This window comes from Devosia rhizoryzae, from assembly GCF_016698665.1.
Classification (GTDB): domain Bacteria; phylum Pseudomonadota; class Alphaproteobacteria; order Rhizobiales; family Devosiaceae; genus Devosia; species Devosia rhizoryzae.
Window position 1 is genome coordinate 1103726 of sequence record NZ_CP068046.1, and the last position, 16689, is coordinate 1120414.

The 16689-nt window shown below is 62.3% G+C and carries 20 protein-coding genes; 14 read left to right on the forward strand and 6 right to left on the reverse strand.

Features of this window, described 5'->3' with window-relative positions:
- The first annotated feature begins 20 nt into the window (after positions 1–20).
- The 9 genes from rpmD to JI748_RS05570 all read left to right on the forward strand — a co-directional run bounded on the left by rpmD (position 21) and on the right by JI748_RS05570 (position 6742).
- Positions 21–209 carry a 50S ribosomal protein L30 gene (rpmD, locus tag JI748_RS05530; RefSeq protein WP_201635805.1) on the forward strand — a complete coding sequence of 63 codons (189 nt, stop codon included), beginning with the start codon at positions 21–23 and terminating at the stop codon, positions 207–209.
- Between the two features lie 10 nt (positions 210–219).
- Positions 220–720, forward strand: a complete 501-nt coding sequence (gene rplO, locus JI748_RS05535; protein WP_164534020.1) for a 50S ribosomal protein L15 — start codon at positions 220–222, stop codon at positions 718–720.
- Positions 721–949: 229 nt separating this feature from the next.
- Positions 950–2287 carry a preprotein translocase subunit SecY gene (gene secY / locus JI748_RS05540; RefSeq protein WP_201635807.1) on the forward strand — a complete coding sequence of 446 codons (1338 nt, stop codon included), beginning with the start codon at positions 950–952 and terminating at the stop codon, positions 2285–2287.
- A complete protein-coding gene (locus tag JI748_RS05545; RefSeq protein WP_164534018.1) occupies positions 2284–2847 on the forward strand; it encodes an adenylate kinase in 564 nt (187 codons plus the stop codon). Before secY ends, JI748_RS05545 begins: the two co-directional genes overlap by 4 nt.
- Before the next feature lie 173 nt (positions 2848–3020).
- The gene (gene rpsM / locus JI748_RS05550) at positions 3021–3389 is read left to right on the forward strand and encodes a 30S ribosomal protein S13 (RefSeq protein ID WP_164534017.1); all 369 of its coding nucleotides are present in this window, start codon (positions 3021–3023) and stop codon (positions 3387–3389) included.
- 130 nt (positions 3390–3519) lie between these two features.
- On the forward strand, positions 3520–3912 hold the full coding sequence (gene rpsK, locus JI748_RS05555; protein WP_201635809.1) for a 30S ribosomal protein S11: 393 nt from the start codon (positions 3520–3522) through the stop codon (positions 3910–3912).
- An 81-nt stretch (positions 3913–3993) separates the two neighbouring features.
- Positions 3994–5028 carry a DNA-directed RNA polymerase subunit alpha gene (locus tag JI748_RS05560; RefSeq protein ID WP_207633077.1) on the forward strand — a complete coding sequence of 345 codons (1035 nt, stop codon included), beginning with the start codon at positions 3994–3996 and terminating at the stop codon, positions 5026–5028.
- A gap of 34 nt (positions 5029–5062) precedes the next feature.
- The gene (rplQ, locus tag JI748_RS05565) at positions 5063–5491 is read left to right on the forward strand and encodes a 50S ribosomal protein L17 (RefSeq protein WP_201635811.1); all 429 of its coding nucleotides are present in this window, start codon (positions 5063–5065) and stop codon (positions 5489–5491) included.
- A 207-nt stretch (positions 5492–5698) separates the two neighbouring features.
- Positions 5699–6742 (forward strand): NAD-dependent epimerase/dehydratase family protein, encoded by a 1044-nt coding sequence (locus JI748_RS05570; protein ID WP_201635813.1) that lies wholly within the window; start codon positions 5699–5701, stop codon positions 6740–6742.
- A gap of 131 nt (positions 6743–6873) precedes the next feature.
- Here JI748_RS05570 and JI748_RS05575 read toward each other — a convergent pair whose 3' ends face one another.
- Complete coding sequence (locus JI748_RS05575) at positions 6874–8055, reverse strand: type III PLP-dependent enzyme domain-containing protein (protein WP_201635815.1); 1182 nt, start codon at positions 8053–8055, stop codon at positions 6874–6876.
- 201 nt (positions 8056–8256) lie between these two features.
- Between JI748_RS05575 and JI748_RS05580 the strand changes: the two genes are divergently transcribed.
- The 5 genes from JI748_RS05580 to JI748_RS05600 are packed head-to-tail and all read left to right on the forward strand — an operon-like array spanning position 8257 to position 13226.
- Positions 8257–9723: a DegQ family serine endoprotease gene (locus tag JI748_RS05580; RefSeq protein ID WP_201635817.1), complete on the forward strand. Its 1467-nt coding sequence runs from the start codon at positions 8257–8259 to the stop codon at positions 9721–9723.
- A 34-nt stretch (positions 9724–9757) separates the two neighbouring features.
- Positions 9758–11074 carry a replication-associated recombination protein A gene (locus JI748_RS05585; RefSeq protein WP_201635819.1) on the forward strand — a complete coding sequence of 439 codons (1317 nt, stop codon included), beginning with the start codon at positions 9758–9760 and terminating at the stop codon, positions 11072–11074.
- Positions 11074–11457, forward strand: a complete 384-nt coding sequence (gene crcB, locus JI748_RS05590; RefSeq protein WP_201635821.1) for a fluoride efflux transporter CrcB — start codon at positions 11074–11076, stop codon at positions 11455–11457. The genes JI748_RS05585 and crcB overlap by 1 nt, the downstream gene beginning before the upstream one ends.
- A complete protein-coding gene (locus JI748_RS05595; protein WP_164534009.1) occupies positions 11454–12440 on the forward strand; it encodes an RluA family pseudouridine synthase in 987 nt (328 codons plus the stop codon). The genes crcB and JI748_RS05595 overlap by 4 nt, the downstream gene beginning before the upstream one ends.
- A 3-nt stretch (positions 12441–12443) precedes the next feature.
- Complete coding sequence (locus JI748_RS05600; protein ID WP_201635823.1) at positions 12444–13226, forward strand: ATP12 family chaperone protein; 783 nt, start codon at positions 12444–12446, stop codon at positions 13224–13226.
- On the opposite strand, the gene folK is transcribed toward JI748_RS05600, so the two are convergent.
- From folK to cysT, 5 genes are read right to left on the reverse strand one after another with little or no spacing between them, the layout of a single operon-like run.
- Entirely contained in the window at positions 13213–13644 is a 432-nt protein-coding gene (folK, locus tag JI748_RS05605) for a 2-amino-4-hydroxy-6-hydroxymethyldihydropteridine diphosphokinase (protein WP_201635825.1), read from the reverse strand. The two genes, JI748_RS05600 and folK, sit on opposite strands and share 14 nt — an antisense overlap.
- Complete coding sequence (gene folB, locus JI748_RS05610) at positions 13644–14024, reverse strand: dihydroneopterin aldolase (protein WP_201635827.1); 381 nt, start codon at positions 14022–14024, stop codon at positions 13644–13646. The genes folK and folB overlap by 1 nt, the downstream gene beginning before the upstream one ends.
- Positions 14021–14878: a dihydropteroate synthase gene (gene folP, locus JI748_RS05615; protein WP_201635829.1), complete on the reverse strand. Its 858-nt coding sequence runs from the start codon at positions 14876–14878 to the stop codon at positions 14021–14023. The genes folB and folP overlap by 4 nt, the downstream gene beginning before the upstream one ends.
- 7 nt (positions 14879–14885) lie before the next feature.
- Positions 14886–15695 (reverse strand): sulfate ABC transporter permease subunit CysW, encoded by an 810-nt coding sequence (gene cysW, locus JI748_RS05620; protein ID WP_201635831.1) that lies wholly within the window; start codon positions 15693–15695, stop codon positions 14886–14888.
- A complete protein-coding gene (cysT, locus tag JI748_RS05625; protein ID WP_201635833.1) occupies positions 15695–16525 on the reverse strand; it encodes a sulfate ABC transporter permease subunit CysT in 831 nt (276 codons plus the stop codon). Before cysT ends, cysW begins: the two co-directional genes overlap by 1 nt.
- Between the last annotated feature and the right edge of the window lie 164 nt (positions 16526–16689).

The following is a 16689-nucleotide window of genomic DNA, read 5'->3' on the forward strand; positions in this document are numbered from 1 at the left end:
TAGGGCCCTGGAGAACTATTATGGCTGATGGCAAGACCATTACCGTGCAGCAGATCGGTTCGCCGATCCGCCGCGAGAAGAGCCAGCGCGCGACCCTGATCGGTCTCGGGCTCAACAAGATGAACAAGCAGCGTGAGCTGGTTGATACGCCCGAAGTTCGCGGCATGATCAACAAGATCCCGCACCTCGTCCGTGTCGTCGGCGAGTAAGGGAGCTATCATGACCCGTTTGAATGAACTCCGGGACAATCCCGGCTCCTCCAAGACCCGCGTTCGCGTGGGTCGTGGTATCGGTTCGGGCGTCGGCAAGACCGGTGGCCGCGGCGGCAAGGGCCAGACGGCTCGTGCCGGTGTCGCGATCAACGGCTTTGAAGGCGGCCAGATGCCGCTCCACATGCGTATGCCGAAGCGCGGCTTCAATGCTTGGAATCCGAAGGATTTCAACGAAGTCCGCATCGACCGCCTGCAGGCCTATATCGACAGCGGCAAGCTCGACACCAGCGGTGTCGTCGACGCCGCAGCAATGGTCGCAGCCGGCCTCATCCGTCGTCCCAAGGATGGCGTGCGTCTGATCGGCTCCGAAGGCTTCTCGGCCAAGAACGTTTCGTTCAATGTCGACTACGCTACCAAGGGCGCTGCCGCTGCTATCGAAGCTGCCGGTGGCAAGCTCGACCTCATCCCGGTCAAAGAGACCTGGAAGAAGACCCCCTACGCCAAGTAATCCACTCGGCAGGACGTACCCGACTCAAAGTTTGGGTGCGTCTTTTTGGTTTGTTGCGCCGGGGTTGCAGTCCCATATGCTCCTCGTGCGCTCCGAGCGCACCTGGCCTTCAAGGCATCGGGCGGGCAGTGGCAACCGGTTTTCCGCTCCGCACGATGCGCAATAAATGACTGGGGCGGCGTCCCACGTTCGATCCGAACGATGCCGGTCCTGGCCATAGGAGCGATATATGGCGTCCGCAGCCGAACAGCTGGCACGTAATCTTTCTTTCTCGACCTTTTCGAAGGCGAAAGCCCTGCAGCAGCGCATCTGGTTCACACTGGGCGCGCTGCTTGTTTATCGCTTGGGCACTTTCATTCCCGTTCCGGGCATCGATCCCGACGCTTTCCGCGCGACGTTCGAACAGTCGCAGCAGGGCATCATCGGCATGTTCAACATGTTCTCCGGTGGTGCGGTCGAGCGTATGGCGATCTTCGCCCTCAACCTCATTCCCTACATCACCGCTTCGATCGTGGTGCAGGTGATCGCCACGGCGTCGCCGCGCCTCGAAGCCCTCAAGAAAGAGGGTGAGGCGGGCCGCCGCAAGATGAACCAGTACACCCGCTACCTCGCGGTCGTGTTCTGTATGGTTCAGGCCTATGGCATTGCTGTGGGTCTTGAAGGCAGCCAGGGCGTCGTTCTCAACCCGGGTTGGTTCTTCCGTATCTCGACCGTTATTACGCTGGTCGGTGGGACCATGTTCCTGATGTGGTTGGGTGAGCAGATTACCGCCCGCGGCGTCGGCAACGGTATTTCGCTGATCATCTTCGCTGGTATCGTGGCCAACCTGCCATCCACTGTGGCACAGACCCTCGAACTCAGCCGTACCGGGGCGCTGCCGGCCTTTGCAGGCATCGGCATGATCCTTCTGGCCCTCGTGGTAATTGCGGTCATCGTGTTCTTCGAACGCGCCCAGCGCCGCTTGTTGATCCAGTATCCAAAGCGCCAGGTCGGCAACAAGATGTTCCAGGGCGAAAGCTCGCATCTGCCGCTCAAGCTCAACACTTCGGGCGTTATCCCGGTAATCTTCGGCTCTTCGCTTCTGCTGCTGCCGGCGACCATTGCGTCGTTTGCCGCGCAGGGCAACGCGCCGGGCTGGCTGACCACTGTGACGGCGCTGCTGGGCCGTGGGCAACCGCTTTATCTGGCGCTCTTTGCCTTCCTCATCATCTTCTTTGCCTTCTTCTACACGGCCATCGTCTTCAACCCGACCGAGACGGCTGACAATCTCAAGCGCTCCGGCGGCTTCATCCCGGGCATTCGTCCGGGTGAGCGCACCGCGCAGCACATCGACTATGTGTTGACGCGCATCACCGTTGTAGGTGCCTTGTACCTGACCTTCGTGGCGCTGATTCCCGAAGTGATGTTCAGCCAGCTGGCCGTCAGCCAGTTCATCGGCGGCACGTCGCTCCTGATCATGGTGACGGTGACTTTGGACACCATCACGCAGATCCAGAGCCATCTGGTCGCGCAGCAGTATGAAGGGCTCTTGAAGAAGTCCCGTCTTGGTGGAGGCAAGCGTCGATGAGATTGATCCTGTTGGGCCCGCCGGGGGCGGGGAAGGGCACCCAGGCCAAGATCTTGGTGGAGGCCTATGGCATCCCCCAGCTGTCGACCGGTGACATCCTCCGGTCGGCCATTGCCGACCAGACCCAGCTCGGGCTCGAAGCCAAGGCGATCATGGATCGAGGCGACCTCGTTTCCGACGCCATCGTCAATGGCATCGTCTCGGAACGCCTCGATGCCGAAGACTGCAAGCCAGGCTTCATCCTCGACGGCTTCCCGCGCACCATCGCGCAGGCCGAGGCCCTCGACGGCATGCTGGCTGACAAGGGCGTTGCGCTCGACGCCGTCATCGAGCTCAAGGCGGATGCCGATGAGCTGGTGCGCCGCGTAATCCAGCGGTCTAAGGACAGCAACCGTCCGGACGACAATCCGGACGTGATCCGCAAGCGCCTCGATGTCTACCAGAGCAGCACGGCTCCGCTGGTCGACTATTATGGTCGCCAGAACTTGGTCAAAACTGTCGACGGCATGTCGCCCGTCGAAGAAGTCACCGACGCAATCAAGTCCGCGCTCGGCAAGTAATTCGAGCCGGGCAGGGGCTGTTGACTCTGCTCGGTTCTATCCTTAAAGAACCGCACCAGTCTCATGGATCATTGGGCTGGATTCGGTTCTCCCTTAGTTGGGGGTCGAAATCCGGTCCCTTGTTGTTTAAAGGCACCCGCCGCGATGGCGCGTGTGAATGAAGGAGAGCAGACGTGGCTCGTATTGCTGGCGTCAACATCCCGACGAATAAGCGCGTGGTCATCGCGCTGCAGTATATTCACGGGATCGGCGACAAGTTCGCCAAGGATATCACCGAGAAGGTCGGTATTCCGGCCGAGCGCCGTGTCAATGAACTGACCGACGCCGAAGTCATCCAGATCCGTGAAGCCATCGACCGCGATTACGTCGTGGAAGGCGATCTTCGCCGCAACGTGGCGATGAACATCAAGCGCCTGATGGATCTTGGTAACTATCGTGGCCTGCGCCACCGCCGTGGCCTTCCGGTCCGCGGTCAGCGCACCCACACCAATGCCCGCACCCGCAAGGGTCCGGCCAAGCCGATCGCCGGCAAGAAGAAGTAATCTCTGTTTCCCGCGGACGCGGGGCAGGTGTTTGGATTGGAAGGGCGGGGCAAGCTTTTTGGCTTGCACCGTTTCTTCCGTGGTGGAGCTGCTGGCATTACGGCAGCGCCGATACCCATCGAGGAAATGAATGGCTAAGACTGATACCGCGCGCGTCAAGCGCAAGGAACGCAAGAACATTACGTCTGGCGTTGCCCACGTGAACGCTTCGTTCAACAACACCATGGTCACCATCGCCGACATGCAGGGCAACACGATTTCGTGGTCGTCCTCGGGCGTGATGGGCTTCAAGGGCTCGCGCAAGTCGACCCCCTATGCTGCTCAGGTTGCTGCCGAAGATGCTGCCAAGAAGGCGCAGGAACACGGCATGAAGACCCTTGAGGTCGAAGTTCGCGGTCCGGGTTCAGGCCGTGAGTCTGCTCTGCGTGCCCTCCAGGCCGCTGGCTTCAACGTAACCTCGATCCGCGACGTCACGTCGATCCCGCACAATGGCTGCCGTCCGCGCAAGCGGCGCCGCGTCTAATCTAGACCATTGGATACCTCCCGGCTTCGCGGCCGGGAGTCCTATTGTGTTTGCGGCGGAGCGGCCTTTGCGGCCGCTAATTTGAAAGGACATACCGTGACGATCCAGAGGAACTGGCAGGAACTTATCAAGCCGACCAAGCTGGACTTTGTTTCGGGCAGCGATAACGCGCGCGTGGCCTCGGTGGTTGCCGAGCCGCTTGAGCGCGGATACGGGCTTACTCTTGGTAACGCCCTGCGTCGCGTGCTGCTGTCGTCGCTCCAGGGCGCGGCAGTGACGGCAATCCAGATTGACGGCATTCTGCATGAATTCTCGTCTCTCCCGGGCGTGCGCGAGGACATCACCGACCTCGTTCTCAACGTCAAGGAAATCGCGCTCAAGATGGGCGGCGAAGGCCCCAAGCGCCTGACCCTCTCCAAGCAGGGCCCGGCTTCGGTCACTGCCGGCGACATCAAGGTCTCCGGCGATATCGAAGTGCTCAACCCCGATCTCGTCATCTGCCATCTCGATGATGGTGCCGAGATCAATATCGAGTTCACCGTCAATACCGGCAAGGGCTATGTCCCGGCCGAGAAAAACCGTCCTGAAGACGCGCCGATCGGCTATATCCCGGTCGACTCGCTGTTCTCGCCGGTTCGTCGCGTGAGCTACAAGGTCGATGCCACCCGTGCCGGTGAATCGCTCGACAAGGACAAGCTGACCCTTCAGGTCGAAACCAATGGCGCGATCTCGCCGGAAGATGCCGTGGCCTATGCCGCCCGCATTCTCCAGGATCAGCTGTCGGTCTTCGTCAACTTCGAAGAGCCCACCAAGGAAAAGGCCCAGGACTCGGTTCCCGAACTGGCCTTCAACCCGGCGCTGCTCAAGAAGGTCGACGAGCTCGAACTGTCGGTCCGCTCGGCCAACTGCCTCAAGAACGACAACATCGTTTACATCGGCGACCTGATCCAGAAGACGGAAGCCGAGATGCTGCGGACCCCCAATTTCGGCCGCAAGTCGCTCAATGAAATCAAGGAGGTCCTGGCACAGATGGGGCTTCATCTCGGAATGGACGTCAACAACTGGCCGCCCGAGAATATCGATGACCTCGCCAAGCGCTACGAAGATCATTACTGATCCGGCGCCGCCCAAGACCTTTAGGAGATAACCCATGCGACACGGTAATCGCGGCCGCAAACTCAGCCGAACCGCTTCTCACCGCAAGGCCATGTTCGCCAACATGTCCGCCGCGCTGATCAAGCACGAACAGATCGTCACCACGCTTCCCAAGGCCAAGGACCTCCGTCCGATCGTCGAGAAGCTCATCACCCTCGGCAAGCGCGGCGACCTCCACGCCCGCCGCCAGGCCATCTCGCAGATCCGCGACGAAGGCCAGGTGCAGAAGCTTTTCGCCGTGCTCGGCCCGCGCTATGCCGAACGCCAGGGCGGCTATATCCGCATCCTCAAGGCTGGCTTCCGCTACGGTGACAACGCCCCGCTGGCCGTGATCGAATTCGTCGATCGCGACGTCGATGCCAAGGGCCAGGATTCTGGTCCGGTCTTCACGCGTGACGATGAAGATGAATCTGTAGCAGCGTAAGCTGGTCTAGATTTAGTTTTGGAACGCGGCCTCGGGAGATCGGGGCCGCTTTTCTTTTGGGGCGTCTATCAGTAGACCTCATCCTGAGGTGCGAAGCGCAGCGCAGCCTCGAAGGACGAGGTCGTGCCGCCCACATAGTGCCACGCCTCGTGGTTCGAGGCTGCGCTGCGCTTCGCACCTCACCATGAGGCTACGGAGAGAGCATCCATGAGCACAGTTCTCGTCACCGGCGCATCCGGCTTTGTCGCCAAGCACTTGATCGGGCAACTGCTCGAGGCCGGATATGACGTCCGTGGCACCGTGCGTGGGCAAAACAAGGTGCCCGGCATCTGGGCGGCTGTCGATGCTTTGGCGCCCGGTAAGGCTGCCCAGCTGGAGCTCGTAGAGGCAGACCTCCTCAGTGATGCGGGTTGGGCGGGAGCCATGATTGGCGTCGACGCCGTGATGCATGTGGCTGCGGCCATTCTTGGCGTTGAACCCAAGAACCCTGATGTGGTTGTGCGGCCAGCGGTTGAAGGTACGGAGCGGGTTCTGCGCTTCGCCCATGCTGCAGGCGTCAAGCGGGTGATAATGACCTCGTCCATCGCTACCGTCGGCTATGGCCACGGCCACGTGACCGGCAAGCGCATCTATACCGAAGAGCATTTCACCGACCTCGGGGCGATGCGGCACTCGTGGGCCTATTGCATGGGCAAGACCAAGGCTGAACGCGCCGCCTGGGCGTTCGCCGATGCAAATGGCATGGAACTGACCACGATCCATCCCGGCGCGATCCTCGGGCCGGCACTGGATCCGGAAGCCTCGATCTCGCTGGGCATGGTCACTGGTCTTCTGGATGGTTCGACTCCGGCAATGCCGCGCATCGGCTTTGCCATCAGCGATGTCCGCGACGTTGCCGCCATGCACCTGGCGGCGTTGCAGAAGCCCGAGAGCATCGGTCAGCGCTATCTCTGCACCAGCCCGTTCACGCGCTATGACGAAGTCGCTGCCATCCTGCGCCGCGCGTATCCAGATCGCCCGATCACGGTCAAATCCGTGCCCGACTGGATCATCCGCCTGATGGTGCCGTTCAACGGCACGATCCGTCAGATCATCAACGACATCGGCAACGAGAAGCACTTTGACGGCAGCAAGGGCGAACGGCTGCTCGGGCGGCCTTACCATACGCCGGAAGAGGCTGTGCTGAGCGCAGCGGACAGTGCGCTGCGGTTTGGGTTGGTGAAGCCGGCGTCCACGAAAGTCACTGCCTAAACTGCCCCCACCCAACCTCCCCCGTAAGGCGGGGGATGAGCTTGATCGAGCCAAGCCCACCGGCGGTGCTCCTCCCCCTTCTGCAGGGGGAGGCTGGGTGGGGGTCGTATCCCCACCCACGAAGCTCACGCTTACTCCGGCGCCACATCCTTGCCCGTATAGACCTCATCCACCCAATACTGGTCCCGGCGCACGAAGCCGTTGAAGGGGGTGAGCGAGGCCTGGGTATAGGCACCCATGAGGCCGAATTCGATCCAGTCGTCCTCATCGATATCGGCCGGCAGGGTGAAGACTTGAGGCAGCACATCGTAGCTGTCGCAGGTAGGGCCCCAGACGGTGAATTCGGAAAATTCCTGGTCATTGTCGTGGATACGCGGACCACGCCACACCCGCACCGGCGGGGTGAAGTGCATGAACTTGACTTCCATCAGCGCGCCATAAGCGCCGTCATTGACGTAAACCGACTGGCCGCCGCGCTGATGTTTGACGCGCAGCAGCAGCGAAGTCGAGGAGGTCACCAGCGCCCGGCCTGGCTCGATAATCAGCTCCGGCTTGTTCTTGTCGCCGAAATGATCGTGAACGGCCTGCGCGATGGTCTCGAAATAATAGCTCATCGGCGGCGCTTCGCTAGTCGGGTAGGGGGCCGGATAGCCGCCGCCGATATTAAGGCGCTTGAGTTCGATGCCGCTCTCTTCGACGATGCGCGAGGCCGCTGCGATGTGACGCTCATAGGCGTAGGCGTCTTCGCACTGCGAACCGACGTGGAAGCAGAGGCTGGGCGTATAGCCCATCTTCTCGACGGCAGTGACGATTTCAGCCGCGCCCTGTTCCATGACACCGAACTTGATGCCGAAGTCATAGGATTTTAGCGCCTTGCCGGCCTTGAAGCGGGTGGTCACTTCCACATCGCGCGAGGGCGACACGACCGAAGCCAGCTGGTCGAGCTGCTGCGGGTGGTCGATGGTGAAGGAGCGAACGCCGAACTCTTCATAGGCGCGTTCGATCTCGCGCTTGTTCTTGATAGGGTTGTTGTAGTGCATGACGGCGCCCGGCGCATGGTCGCGCACCAGTTCCATCTCGTTGTTGGAGGCGACGTCGAACGCCGTCAGCCCTTCCTTGTGCAGTTGCGCAATGATGTGCGGGGAGGGGTTGCACTTGACCGCGTAAGTCAGCAGCCCGTCAAAGCCCTTCTTGAACACCTTGACCGCCTTGTGGAATTCCCGTTCCGAGAACAGAAAAGACGGGAAATCCGGCTGTTCGGCAGCGATCAGCGCAGAGGTATTGGCGTAGACGGTTTTCGGCTCGTCAGTCATTGGACAACAGGCCTTTCGGGCTCAGGAAAAAGCGGAAAAGTGAGCGCTGCATATAGGGTCGCATGACCCCTCATGCAAACGATTATTTCCGAGCCGAACCAACACGCTAGAAGCGTCATTTTCGTGACAGAATCCAAGCGCTCTGGTCCCTGAATAGGAGCTGCGAAACGCAGCTCTATTATTGATTCCGCCGGGTGCCTCATGTCTTTGCGTGTGCTTGCTTTTTCGCTTCTCGCCCTGGTCGCTTTGGCGATCGGCGGCACCTTCGCCCTGGCGCCGTGGGATGGGGCCAGGCCAGCGGTGGCGCAGATCGAAATGGCCCCGGCGCCGGATGCGGAGCGGGTCGCACCACAGAGTGATGCACAGGTGCAGCTGAGCTTTGCCCCGATCGTGCAGGCCGCCGCGCCATCGGTGGTGAACGTCTATGCAACGCGCATCGAACAGCAGGCAGCGTCGCAGTTCGCCAATGACCCGTTCTTCTCGCGCTTCTTTGGCCAGCAGTTCCAGAGCCGGCCGCGGGAGTCGCAGTCACTTGGCTCGGGCGTGATCGTCGATGCCTCGGGCGTCATCCTCACCAACCGCCACGTCATCGAAGGCGCGACCGACGTGCGCATCGCGCTGCATGACGGGCGCGAGATGGCGGTCGACGTGGTCATCGAGGACGAGCAGACCGACCTTGCGGTGCTGCGGGTGCGCGAGCCCGAAGACGCGACGTTCCCCGCCATCACCTTTGCCAACAGCGACGCGCTTCTGGTGGGCGACCTGGTCCTTGCCATCGGCAATCCCTTCGGCGTCGGCCAGACCGTCACCAGCGGCATCGTCTCCGGCCTCGCGCGCACGGGCGTCGAGTCCACCGACTACGAATTCTTCATCCAGACCGATGCGGCCATCAATCCCGGCAATTCCGGCGGCGCCCTGGTCGACATGTCTGGGCACCTGGTCGGCATCAACACCGCCATCTATTCGCAAAACGGCGGCTCGGTCGGCATCGGCTTTGCCATTCCGGCCAACATGGCCGAGCTCGTTGCCGAAGCCGGCGTCACCGGCGGGGCTATCGTGCGCCCGTGGTTTGGCGCCAAGATGCAGGCGGTGACATCCGACATCGCCCAAAGCCTTGGCATGCTGGCGCCGCACGGCGCCATGATCACCGAGGTCGCACCGGGCGGCCCCGCCGAGCGCGCTGGCTTCCAGTCCGGTGACGTCATTCTGTCGGTTGATGGGCAGCGGGTCGATGATCCGAGCGCCTTCAACTTCCGCCTTGCCACCCGCCCGGTGGGCGAGACCGCGGAGCTTGAGCGCCTGCGCGGCAGCGAAACCGACACCGTTGCCTTCACCGTCGAAGCGGCGCCGCAGCCGGCGGACAGTGCCATTGCGACAATAAATGCCGACTCGCGTTTCGATGGCCTCACCGTTCGCCAGCTCGATCCAGCGCTTAGCGAAGCCAAGGGACTGCCCTATGACGCCAAGGGCGTAATCGTCACGGCGATCGAACCCGGCTCCGCAGCCGAGGCCATGGGCCTGCAGCTCGACGACGTGATCCTTGCGCTCAACGACCAGGATATCGGCGATGCGGCAAGCTTCAGCCAGCTTGCCTCGCAGCGCGTCCGCACCTGGCAGATCATCCTGCAGCGCGATGGCCGCGTCAGCCGGGCAATCGTCAGTGGGTGATGCAGAGCCCAAGCGCCTCTGGTAAGGAGAGGTCATGTCCGACCTCTTCGCCGCCGATCCGTCCGAAACCGACCGCGCCCGCCCGCTTGCCGATCAGCTGCGGCCCAAAACGCTCGATGAGGTCATCGGCCAGACCCACCTCTTGGGCGAGGGCGGCACGCTGCGGCGCATGCTCTCGTCTGGCCGTCTCGGCTCGCTGATCCTTTGGGGGCCGCCGGGAACCGGCAAGACCACGGTGGCGCGGCTTCTGGCCGATCAGATCGATTTCAGCTTCGTCCAGATCTCGGCGATCTTTTCCGGCGTCGCCGAGCTCAAGAAGGTCTTCGAGAAGGCGCGTTTCGACCGCCTGTCCGGTCACCGTACGCTCCTTTTCGTCGACGAAATCCATCGCTTCAATCGCGCCCAGCAGGATAGCTTTTTGCCGGTGATGGAAGACGGCACCGTGACCCTGATCGGCGCCACCACCGAAAACCCTTCCTTCGAGCTCAACGCCGCTCTTTTGTCGCGCAGCCAGGTCCTGCGCTTTGAGTCGCTGAACCTCGAAGACCTCGCCAAGCTGCTCGACCGGGCAGAAACGCTTCTCGGCGACAAGTTGCCCCTCACCGACGAAGCGCGATCGACGCTGCTTACGCTCGCCGACGGCGATGGCCGCGCCCTTTTGGGCCTGGTCGAAGAGGTTTTAGCATCGGCGTCGCCGGATGAGGTGCTGGACGCCAACAGCCTCCTCACAGTCGTGCAGCGTCGGGCGCCGATTTACGACAAGGCGCAAGATGGCCACTACAATCTGATCTCGGCGCTGCACAAAACCATTCGCGGCTCGGACCCGGACGCAGCGCTCTATTACTTCGCGCGCATGCTCGATGCCGGCGAAGATCCGCTATTCCTCGCCCGCCGCCTGATCCGCATGGCGTCGGAAGACATCGGCCTTGCCGATCCGCAGGCGCTGACGCTCGCCGTTGCCGCCCGCGACGCCTACCAGATGCTGGGCTCGCCCGAGGGCGAGCTGTCGCTGGCCCAGGTCGTGGTCTACCTGGCGCTGGCGCCCAAATCCAACGCCGTCTACACAGCCTACAAGGCCGCAGTTTCTCTGGCGAAATCGACCGGCTCGCCCATGCCGCCAATGGTCATTCTCAACGCCCCGACCAAGCTGATGAAGGGCGAGGGTTATGGCGGCGGCTATATCTATGACCATGATACGCCCGATGCTTTCTCCGGCCAGGAATACTTTCCCGAAAAGCTTGGGCGGCAAAAGTTCTACCAGCCGGTCGAACGCGGTTTCGAGCGCGACCTCAAGAAGCGGGTCGACTATTTTGAGCGCTTGAGAGCAGCAAAGCGCGAGGCTGAAGACTGATGCCCGCCGTCTTGCTCGTCGGCCTTGGCGGCGCCCTGGGTGCGATGGCGCGCTACGGCTTTGGCAGCGTCATCAGCCGTTTCTGGCAAAACTCGTTCCCGCTGGCCATTCTCCTGATCAACATCTTGGGCGCCGTTGCCATGGGCATCACCATTGGGCTTCTCACCCGCTTCATGCCCGCCTGGCAGGAAGAGGCGCGCTTGTTCCTTGCCGTCGGCGTTCTGGGCGGCTTCACCACCTTCTCGTCCTTCTCGCTCGATACGGTGGTGCTGCTCGAGCGCGGCCAGTGGGCGCAGGCAATGCTCTATGTCGGCTTGTCGGTTGTGGTTTGCGTTGCGGGCCTATATCTCGGGCTTCTGATGACACGAGGCGGAACGGCATGAGCGGCGTACAACATAGAACAGTCGGTGCGGATGACGATGGCATGCGCCTCGATCGCTGGTTTGCGCGGCATTTTCCGCAGCTGGGCTTTGCGCGCCTGCAAAAGCTGATCCGCAATGGCGAGGTCAAGGTCGACAAGGCCAAGGTCGAAACCAGCACCCGTCTGAGCCACGGCCAGACCGTCCGCATCCCGCCGATCGACGACCCGGACACGGTTCGCGAGTTCAAGGTGAACCAGGACGATGTCAACTTCCTCAAGGACCTGATCCTTTATGAGGATGATGACCTCTACGTCTTCAACAAGCCGCATGGCCTAGCCGTGCAGGGTGGCAGCGGCACGACCCGCCACATGGACGGGCTGCTCAAGAACCTTCCCAACAAGCAGGGCGAGGCACCGCGCCTGGTCCACCGTCTCGATCGCGATACGTCGGGCTGCCTCGTCGTCGCCAAGACTGCTGCGGCAGCCAAGCATTTCGGCTCCGTGTTCCGCTCGCGCTCGGCCCGCAAGATCTATTGGGCGCTGGTCGCCGGCAATCCGACACCGCGGCAAGGCGAGATTTCCTGTTTCCTCGCCAAGCAGCAGACCACGGATGGCGAGCAGATGGTGGTGGTGCGCAATGGCGCGCCCGGCGCCGTCCACTCCTTCAGCTATTATTCGACCACCGATACGGCCAGCCGCCGTTTCGCTTGGGTGACACTGAAGCCGGTCACGGGCCGCACGCATCAGCTGCGCGTGCACATGGCGCAACTCGGCACGCCGATCATCGGCGATCCGCGTTACTTCAACATCGAGAATTGGCAGGCAGCGCCCGGTCTGGGCGAGGGACTGCATCTCCACGCCCGCCGCATTGCCATCCCGCTGCGCAACGGCAAGAAGATCGACGTTTCGGCGCCCCTGCCTGAGCATATGCGGCAAAGCTGGGATGCGCTGGGCTTCGACGCCGATCGCTTTGACGTGCAGAACACCGATCCCGAGGAGGGCTGAGCCATGCGCGACCAACTCGAGGACGCCCAAAAGCACATCAATGATGGCTATGGCCGTGCGCAGCACCTCAACAAGGTCGAGCTGCCCAAGCGCTTCTACAGCCAAGTCGATGTTGCCCGCAGCGCCGAAGGATTTTCGGTGACGCTGGATGGCCGTCAGGTGCGGACGCCGGGCAAGAAGGTCCCGGTGGTGGTGCCGGCCCTCAGCGTGGCGCAGACCATGGCGGAGGAGTGGGCGGCACAAGGCGAGTTTATCGATCCGGCGACCATGCCCATGGTGCGGCTCGTCAATTCCGCGGTCGAAAGCGGCGAGGAGATGATCCCGGAATTTCGGGCCGAGGTCATCAAGTTCGCTGGCAACGATCTGCTGCTTTATCGCGCCGATACCCCCCAGGAGCTCGTTGATGAACAGGAACGCGTCTGGGACGGCGCGTTGGTCAAGGTGGCGCGCCATTTCGACGTGGCCTTCCAGCCCACCATCGGCATCATTCACCAGCCGCAGCCGGCCCAGACGCTGGAAAAGCTCGACCAGGCTCTCGAAGGGCAGCGGCTGCTGCCGCTGACGGCATTGGTTTCGATCACGGGCCTCACCGGTTCAGGTATCCTTGCCCTGGCGCTGCTGCACAAGCTGATGACGCCGGATGAGGTTTGGACCGCGGCCCATGTCGACGAAGATCATCAGATCCGGCTTTGGGGCGAAGACGAAGAAGCCATGGAGCGCCGGGCCAAGCGCCGCGTCGAGTTCGACATTGCGGTGGCCGTTGTTCATCCGGTCAATGCAGGCTAAGCAGCCACTCCGCCGTTTGCGGTGAGATTTCACGCAGCGGCTCGAGCACGAAGTCGCGTTCATGCGCGAAACGATGCGGCAGCGTGAGCTTTGCCGTATCCATCTCCAGCCGCTCGTAGGCAATGAGGTCGATGTCGATCAGCCGCGGGCCCCAGACTTCGTGCCGGACGCGGCCCATGTCACGCTCGATGTCGAGACAGGCATGCAGCAGGTCGATCGGCGGCAGGTCGGTTTCGATTTCGGCGGCCATGTTGGCGAAGTCGGGCTGATCGGTCTTGCCCCAGGCCTTGGTGCGGATGATCGCAGACTGCGCCACGACCTCGATATGCTCGTGATCCGCAAGCAGGCGTATGGCCTCGGCCAACTGCGCAGGCGGATCGCCGATATTGGCCCCAAGGCTAAGCCAGGCACGCGCCATCAAGTGGGCCGAACGCGGTGCAGTTCGATCGCTGCTTCGCCGCGCACCATGGCGATGGGCGCTTCGGGCTTGCGGACCCGAACGATGACCCAGTCTATATCGTCGAAGGCAGCGAAAAGCGCATCGACGATATTTTGTGCCACGGCTTCGATCAGGTGCATGCGGCGCGTCTCGAAGGCGGTCTTCACCGTGTCGTAGATCGCCGCATAGCTGACCGTCGAGCCGATGGCATCGGTCTGTGCCGGGCCGGAAAGGTCGACGCCGCATTGCAGGTCGATGAAGAAGCGCTGGCCCAGCGATTTTTCTTCCGAGAACAGGCCATGATAGCCATAGAAGCCGAGGTCGCTGAGGATGATGCGGTCGCCGCTGAAGGGGGTCATGCTTGGCCTTCCCGTTTGGGCGGACCATACAGCGTTGCCTGTGCGACGCGAAGGGCATCGGCATTGGCTTTGACATCATGCACGCGAAAGATGTGCCCGCCGCGTTCGTAGCCCTGGACGGTTGTGGCGATCGTTCCAGGCAGGCGCTCTGCCGGCTCGTTGTCGAGCAGCTTGCCTATCATCGATTTTCGCGAGGTGCCGACAAGGACTGGATGCTCGGGAAAAGCCTGAGTCAGATCAGTCAGTTGTCGCAAGATGCTGTAGTTTTGAGTCAGGGTTTTGGTGAAGCCAAACCCAGGATCGAGGATGAGCACTGGTACGCCCGCAGCGTCTGCGATTTCGATGGTCCGTCGGAACCACGACACCATGGCGGGCAGGGGCTCGGTCGCTGCCGTCCAGCTCTTGTCCCAGTGCATGGCGATTACCGGCGCCCCGCACACGGCCGCGATCTCTGCCATTTCGGGTGCACCCTGAAGCCCGGTGACGTCATTGATGATGTCGGCGCCCGCTTCGATGGCCTGATGCGCAACCAGCGGCTTCATGGTGTCGATCGAGATCGGCGCCTCGATGCCTGCGGCGCGGATAGCGTCGATCACCGGCAGGACCCGGTCGAGCTCCTCCTGCACGCCGACGGTTTCGGCACCCGGGCGCGTACTCTCCCCGCCGATGTCGAGAATATCGGCGCCTTCCGCCAGCATAAGTTGGGCATGGGCGACGGCTGCCGCCACATGATCGTGCTGGCCGCCGTCGGAAAAGCTATCGGGCGTGACATTAAGGATTCCCATGACAAGGGCACGTGGGCCAAGCGTCAGCGGTGGACGGCGGCGCAGGGGAATGGAGTGGCTAGTGTGCATGAGCGGTTCAGGCGTGCTGGCGGCTTTCCAGCACACTCTTGATCAGAAGCGTCGCGACGGCAATCAGCGTCAGCGTCGATGCGGCAGCAAAGGCGCCGGTGACGTTAAAGTCGTTGAAGAGGAGATTGATCTGGAGCGGCAGGGTGTTGGTCTGGCCACGAATGGTGCCGGAGACCACGGACACGGCGCCGAACTCGCCCATGACCCGCGCATTAGTCAGCACGGCGCCATAGACCAGTGCCCAGCGGATATTGGGCAGCGTGACCAGCCAGAACATCTGCCAGCCATTGGCGCCGAGCGACAAAGCCGCTTCCTCGTCCTCGGTGCCCTGCTGGCTCATCAGCGGAATGAGTTCGCGGGCGGCAAAGGGTGCGGTCACGAAGAGGCTGACCAGGATAATGGCTAGCGGCGTGAACATCACCTGGATGCCGGCAGATTGCAGCGCCGGACCAAACAGGCCCTGCGCACCATAGAGAAAGAGGTATGTGACACCGGCGACGATCGGGCTCATCGCGGCGGGCAGCTCTATCGCCGAGATCAGCAATTGGCGGCCGCGGAAGCGGAAGCGCGTCACCAGCCAGGCCAGCGCCGCTCCCACGGCAATGTTGATCGGCACAACCACGATGGCCGTCAGCACAGTCAGCCAGATGGCGTGGAGCGTGTTGCGTTCGAAGATATTGGCAAAATAGACCGCTGCGCCCTCGCGAAAGGCGAAGGCAAAGATCAACGCGATCGGCACTGCGAGAACAAGGGCTGCGAAGGCGAAGGCGAGGCCGATGAGGACGATTTCGCCGGGTGAGCGCGCGGGCTTGGCCATCACGCCGCCCTTTCGACATAGCGCGTCTGCCAGGCCGCCAGCGCATTGGTGGCGATCAGCGTCAGTAGCGCCACAAGCAGCAGCACGAAGGCTAGGGCGGCGGCGGCCTCGTAGTTGTATTCGTCGAGGCGGATGAAGATCAGCAGCGAGACGATCTCGGTCAGGCCTGGCAGGTTGCCGGCGATGAAGACCACCGCACCGAACTCCCCGAGCGAGCGGGCGAAGGAAAGGACGCAGCCGCCGATGAAGGCAGGGAGAATGGCGGGCCAGATGATGCGGGTAAAGATCTGCCCGCGCGTTGCGCCCAGCGTGCGCGCCGCAGCTTCAAGCGCTTCATCCACCTCTTCAAGCACCGGCTGCACCGCTCGGACCACAAACGGGATCGAGGTGAAGGTCATCGCCGCGATGATGCCGGCCTGGGTGTAGTTGACCTTGATGCCGTTGGGTTCGAGCCACTGCCCGTACCAGCCGGTATTGGCGAAGAGCGTTACCAGCACGAGCCCCGCCACGGCGGTGGGAAGGGCGAAGGGAAAGTCGATCAGCGCATCGAGAAAGCGTCGGCCGGGAAAGCGGTAGCGGGTCAGAACCCAGGCGAAAAGCAGCCCCACGACCCCGTTGATCACGGTCGCGATCAGGGCGGAGCTGAAGGTGATGCGATAGGCAGCCAGCGCCCGATTGGAGCTGATGATGCGCCAGAACTCTTCCCAGCCCATGCCCGCGATCTTGAGCAGCATTGCGGCGATCGGCAAGAGGATGATCAGCGTGATGTAGAACAGCGAGACGCCCATGGTGAGGCCGAAACCGGGAAGCAGGTGTTTGCTGCGGGCCATTCTTGAAGCGTCCTACCGGCTTTGTGCCTAGATCTAGCGCCTCCCTCCCCTGGACGGGGAGGGAATGAGGGTGGGGTGGGGCCACGCACACCGATAGCGTGCCTGGCTCCACCCCACCCCAGCTTTGCTATGGCCTTAGGCCAAGCGCCGCTACCCTCCCCCTC